5 protein-coding genes and 1 pseudogene are annotated in these 6,302 nt (G+C 39.0%); all 6 read right to left on the reverse strand.

What is annotated here, in order from left to right:
- Positions 1-310 precede the first annotated feature (310 nt).
- Positions 311-571, reverse strand: coding sequence for a stage V sporulation protein SpoVS (gene spoVS, locus V7149_RS23610; RefSeq protein ID WP_009791522.1), 261 nt, complete (start codon positions 569-571; stop codon positions 311-313).
- Between the two features lie 226 nt (positions 572-797).
- Entirely contained in the window at positions 798-1,595 is a 798-nt protein-coding gene (locus V7149_RS23615) for a TIGR00282 family metallophosphoesterase (RefSeq protein ID WP_335348021.1), read from the reverse strand.
- Positions 1,596-1,727: 132 nt separating this feature from the next.
- Complete coding sequence (gene rny / locus V7149_RS23620; RefSeq protein WP_335348024.1) at positions 1,728-3,293, reverse strand: ribonuclease Y; 1,566 nt, start codon at positions 3,291-3,293, stop codon at positions 1,728-1,730.
- Positions 3,294-3,596: 303 nt separating this feature from the next.
- Positions 3,597-4,637 carry a recombinase RecA gene (gene recA, locus V7149_RS23625; protein ID WP_335348022.1) on the reverse strand — a complete coding sequence of 347 codons (1,041 nt, stop codon included), beginning with the start codon at positions 4,635-4,637 and terminating at the stop codon, positions 3,597-3,599.
- A gap of 256 nt (positions 4,638-4,893) precedes the next feature.
- A complete protein-coding gene (locus V7149_RS23630; protein ID WP_335348023.1) occupies positions 4,894-6,147 on the reverse strand; it encodes a competence/damage-inducible protein A in 1,254 nt (417 codons plus the stop codon).
- A 27-nt stretch (positions 6,148-6,174) separates the two neighbouring features.
- Positions 6,175-6,302, reverse strand: a pseudogene (locus V7149_RS23635) (CDP-diacylglycerol--glycerol-3-phosphate 3-phosphatidyltransferase); the annotation flags it as partial.

Consider the following 6,302-nt stretch of genomic DNA (forward strand, 5'->3'; position numbering starts at 1 on the left):
GACTTACACCCCTTTGGATACGTTAAGAAAATATATGAAAACGTTTTTTACAATTAGAATAGTACACATCAAAATCATTATATATAGCTCAAAAACCAGTCTAATGTTAGATAAATGAATGGGTACTAAACGCTTTCAATTCTAGACCTAGTTCTTAAAAAAAGCAACCCTTTCAGACTAATTTTGGTGAAAATTTGAATATTTTATTTTTAAAATCAATNNATGTAAGCTCTTCAGCCTATTTTTAACGCAAAAAAAGACCTGTTGCATTCATGCAACAGGTCATCTTTCATCAAAGATTCTGCATTTTTTATCTTGGCTCTACAATTAGTTTAATAGCAGTCCGTTCTTCCCCATCAATCTTAATATCTGTGAATGCCGGGATACAAATCAAATCCACTCCGCTAGGCGCGACAAACCCTCTTGCGATAGCTACTGCTTTAACCGCTTGATTTAGTGCGCCCGCACCAATCGCTTGGATTTCTGCGCCGCCTCTTTCTCGCAAAACACCTGCAAGCGCACCAGCTACAGAATTAGGATTAGATTTTGCTGAAACTTTTAATATTTCCATTCCTAGCTCCTCCTTGTTTTCCCCTCCCGCATGTTCATGACCATAGCTTCCTACATGTCTTCTTTTGGAAATGAACATATCCGGTATAGATCATTCCATTGCTACTATATTCATTTCACAATTCACATATTCCGGCTTGGACAAAATTATGGAATATTCCTTTTTAAAATCAAAAAAATAACTGCATCTCATTTACCATTTTTGGTAATTAGACACAGTTATTCGTTTAAGAATAAAAGGGATGATCCTCATTAATTAGTATCGGAGTCATTTTCTTTGCTTTTCCGGTTTGATTTTCTATTTCAATAAGTACAGCACTTAATTGTGTGCGCCCTTCTTTCGGGACTTCAAATCTGACAGGCAAGCTTGATATAAATCTTTTTAACACAGCTTCCCTTTCTACCCCTAATATTCCATCATATGGGCCTGTCATGCCAACATCTGACATAAAAGCAGTCCCTTCTGGCAAAATACGATGATCTGCTGTTTGTACATGTGTATGAGTGCCGATAACTGCGGTAACTCTTCCATTTAGGTACCAGCCCATTGCTTGTTTTTCACTTGTTGCTTCTGCGTGAAAATCGACAAATATAATGGGTGTTCTTTTTCGAGCCTCCAGAATCAGTTCATCTGCTTTTCGAAAAGGACAATCTATCGCAGGCAAAAAAGTTCGCCCTTGCAAACTGATAACGGCCACTTCGATTGCATTATATTTTAAGTAAACAATTCCTTTACCTGGGTTTCCTTCTGGGAAGTTTGCAGGACGCACTAAATATTTCGCGTCATCAATAAAGTCAAATATTTCTTTATTATCCCAAGTGTGATTTCCAAGTGTAACTGCCTGTGCTCCGGCTTCCAGGAAACCACGGTAAATTTTTTCAGTAATTCCTTTGCCTCCTGCAGCATTTTCCCCATTGATAATCGTAATTTGTGGGCGGTATTTTTCCTTTAGCTTAGGAACGTATTCCTTTATCATGTCTCTTCCTAAAGAGCCAACAACATCCCCTACAAATAATATGTTCATATATTTGTCCCTTCTTTGCTAATTTCTTTTGTTTATGCCTCAATAGGCAATTAATGTTTATATTTCCATTCTTTATTTAAGTTTATTTATGTATTTTGTTTGGAAAAAAATAAAGCGATGCTAAGCACCGCTTTATTTTGCATATTCCACGGCTCGTGTTTCACGAATAACCGTAACTTTTATATGTCCTGGATAATCAAGCTCTTCTTCGATCTTCTTTCGAATATCTCTCGCTAGACGATGGGCTTCAAGGTCATCAATTTGTTCTGGTTTTACTAATATACGAATTTCTCGTCCAGCTTGGATGGCAAATGACTTTTCAACGCCATCATAAGATTCAGAAATCTCTTCAAGCTTTTCAAGACGGCGAATATAATTTTCTAATGTCTCTCTTCTCGCACCTGGTCGTGCTGCTGAAAGAGCATCAGCTGCAGCTACAAGAACGGCAATGATTGAAGTAGGCTCAGTGTCCCCATGATGTGAAGCAATACTGTTAATAACTATTGGGTGCTCTTTATATTTCGTTGCAAGCTCAACCCCAATTTCAACATGGCTTCCTTCCACTTCATGGTCAATGGCTTTACCAATGTCATGAAGCAAGCCTGCACGTCTTGCGAGTGTCTCGTCCTGACCTAGCTCTGCTGCAAGTAATCCTGACAATTGTGCTACTTCCATTGAATGCTTTAATACATTCTGGCCATAGCTTGTCCTGAATTTCAGGCGGCCGAGAATTTTAATAAGGTCCGGATGAAGTCCATGCACACCTACTTCAAAGGTTGTCTGCTCACCTATCTCTCGGATATGTTCATCCACTTCCCGGCGTGCTTTATCAACCATTTCTTCAATGCGCGCAGGGTGTATACGACCATCTTGAACAAGCTTGTCTAAAGCTAAACGGGCAGTCTCGCGACGAATCGGATCAAATCCTGATAAAATGACTGCTTCTGGTGTATCATCAATAATAAGATCAATTCCTGTGAGCGTTTCAAGTGTACGGATATTTCGGCCTTCACGTCCGATGATCCGTCCCTTCATTTCATCATTTGGCAGATTAACTACAGAAACTGTTGTTTCTGCAACATGATCCGCTGCGCATCGTTGGATTGCCAGTGACAAGATATCCTTCGCCTTCTTATCGGCTTCCTCTTTCGCTCTAATCTCGCCCTCTTTAATCATTATAGCTACATCGTGAGCTACTTCCTGCTCAACACGCTCTAAAATGATGGACTTAGCCCCTTCACGAGTTAAGCCTGAGATGCGTTCTAGCTCAGCTTGTTGTGATCGTACCATCTCGTCCACTTTGCTTTCCATCTCTTCAATATGCTGTTGTCTTTTGTTAAGAGAATCGTCCCTCTTCTCTAAAAGTGTTTCACGTTTATCTAACGTTTCATCTTTACGATCAAGATTTTCTTCTTTTTGCAGTAAACGATTTTCTTGTTTTTGAAGCTCATTTCTTCGATCACGAATTTCACGCTCCGCTTCTGTGCGAAGCTTGTGAATCTCATCCTTTGCTTCAAGCAAGGCTTCTTTCTTTAATGCTTCTGCTTCCCGCTTGGAGTCTTCCAAAATCTGCTCTGCAGAATCCTTGGCTCCTGCGATCTTTGCTTGGGCAATGGACTTACAAACAAAATAGCTAACAACTGCACCGACGAATAGGCCAAGCAAACTGGAGATGATGATTGCTGTTAATAATTCCATCATTTCACCTCCTCTTGCTATGAACTTTTTTGTGTTACGTTTTTAAAGTGTCGGCATGTATATTGTCTCATTCAACATACAGCACAAAGGCTTTTCAACGTTTTCATTCATCATAAAATGTAAAATATACATTTTTAATTGTAAAGGTGTGGAATTTCATTGTCAAGGCTTTGTCGTTGCTGCGCTAGTTATTATGCATATATCTTTTAAAGTCAATTAGAAATTTTCTTTAATTATAATAAAAAGCAAAGCCGCATTATCAAAACGGCTTTGCTTACTCTACGAAAAACTCGTCATTAATCATTAGTCGATTAGTTGAAATTTCTCTTGGTCCTCGTCATCATTAAATGCTTTTACACTATCAAGTCCATAGTGCTCACGTATTTGATTTTGAATTTGTATACGAATATCTTTATTTTCCTTCAGGAATTGCTTGGCGTTTTCACGGCCTTGTCCTACACGCTCCTCATTGTAAGAATACCAAGAGCCGCTCTTTTGGACTATATCAAGCTCAGACCCAATGTCAATAACTTCGCCTTCCTTAGATATTCCTTCTCCATACATAATATCCACTTCTGCTACACGGAACGGAGGAGCAACTTTATTCTTGACTACTTTAATCTTTGTTTTATTTCCCACTATATCAGTGCCTTGTTTTAATTGTTCCGCACGGCGCACTTCTAGACGGATAGTTGAGTAGAATTTAAGAGCACGTCCACCTGGAGTAGTCTCAGGATTTCCAAACATGACTCCTACTTTTTCACGGATTTGGTTAATGAAAATAGCAATCGTTTTTGATTTATTAATTGCACCTGATAGTTTACGCAGCGCCTGAGACATTAAACGAGCTTGCAGTCCGACATGAGCATCTCCCATCTCCCCTTCAATCTCCGCCTTTGGAACAAGAGCTGCTACAGAGTCAATAACTAGTATATCTACTGCACCGCTTCTTACAAGAGCTTCAGCAATTTCTAATGCTTGTTCACCTGTATCAGGCTGGGAAAGAAGCAGTTCATCAATATTTACCCCAAGCTTTTGTGCGTAAACAGGATCAAGGGCGTGCTCCGCATCAATAAATGCTGCTTGTCCTCCTGTCGCTTGCACTTCTGCAATTGCATGTAATGCCACAGTTGTCTTACCTGAGCTCTCAGGCCCGTAAATTTCAATAATTCGGCCTCTTGGATAGCCGCCTACTCCAAGTGCTGCATCCAATGCTAGTGAACCACTTGGTATAGTAGATATTTGACGATCTGTTTGCTCCCCTAGCTTCATAATTGAACCTTTACCAAATTGCTTTTCTATTTGTTTTAATGCCATCTCAAGTGCTGCTTGACGATCGCTCATTTTTCTTCCTCCTTTATCTTAACAAAAACACATTTGTTTATATTTGATCTAAAAACCTATCTTTACTATAACTGTTTTCCATTGGTTTGTCGAGAATAAATTCGAACATTCATTCGTCTTTTTTTACTGCTTAGTATGAAAGATAATGATATTTTCACTAGCGGAAATTAATATTTTCATAGTGTTTATTGTATAGAAAATGAAATTATAGAAAGTTGTCTAACATTTTATTGCGAGAATTAAAAAACAGAATGCCTTAATTGACATTCTGAATTGCTTTGAGGTGCCTCATTAGAAAGTAGCAGCCATATTTTACACTTCTGACCCGAATGGCTTCCCTTGTACCTCCCAAATTTAACTTTTCTGCAGTTAGTAGCTTCCCCTTCAAATAAATCCCTATAAAGACAGTGCCAACAGCCTTGCCTTCAAGTTCATCCGGACCTGCTACACCAGTTAAGCTGATCCCTATATCCGAATTCATCAGAGCCGCAACATTTTCAGCTAGTTCCATTGCACATTGTGCACTAACGACTCCTTCTTTATGAATGGTCTCTTGCTGTACATGAAGTACATTTGCTTTCACTTCATTTGTATAGCACACAATGCCTCCCTTTAAAAAGGAGCCAGCACCTGGAATGGATGTAAATGTCTGTTGAAACATTCCCCCAGTTAAGCTTTCGGCGCAGCTAATAGTTAAGCCATTTTCTTTCATTAATTTAATAGTCTCATTCATAAGAGAAGTATCATCATAGCCATAAAAATATTCTCCCACACGAGAGAGAATGGCTTCCTCTGTTTCATCCAATAATTGAAGAGCCGTTTCCACCTGCTTATGCTTCGCTGTAAGTCTGAGCGTTACCTCTCCATCGGAAGCTAAAGGGGCTATAGTTGGGTTGGATTGGGAATCTATTAAATCCTCTATTTCTGTTTCAAGCAAGGCTTCCCCAATGCCGAAAAATCTTAAAACTCGCGACACAATGACATCTTCTTCATAAAGCTTTGAGCGCAGAAGCGGGTACCCATGCTTTAGAAACATCGGTTCCATTTCCTTAGGCGGCCCTGGAAGCAGCATATACAAATGCTTGTTTGTATCAAGAAACATTCCAGGCGCCATTCCATGCTCATTTGGCAATACTTGTGAACCTTCCAGGACAATTGCTTGCTTTTTATTATTTTCAGTCATTACCCGATTTGAACGTTCAAAATAGAGTTCGATTAATTTAAGAGCTTGATCATCCATAATCAGCTGCTTGTTCAAATGATTAGCTATCGTTTCCTTCGTTAGATCATCTTTAGTTGGTCCTAAACCGCCAGTAAAAATAAGAAACTCAGAGCGGTTTTCGGCTATTTCAATTGCAGACTTTAGACGCTTTGGATTATCTCCAACAACTGTATGATAATAAACATTAATGCCTAAATCAGCTAGCTGCTGCGACAAAAACTTAGCATTTGTATTTACTATTTGACCTAGTAATAGTTCAGAACCTACAGCAATGATTTCTGCATTCATTCGGGACGCCACCTTAATTTACGAAATCTATTTTGAATTAGAAAATACTTGCTTATTTTTTATGAAATAATCCCAGCCAGACCAAATCGTAAAGATCATGGCAATCCAAAGGGCTATATCAGCAAACGGAATAGAGAACATTTCAAATATAATAT

The sequence above is a fragment of the Bacillus sp. JJ1503 genome (assembly GCF_036965125.1).
GTDB lineage: Bacteria > Bacillota > Bacilli > Bacillales > Cytobacillaceae > Cytobacillus.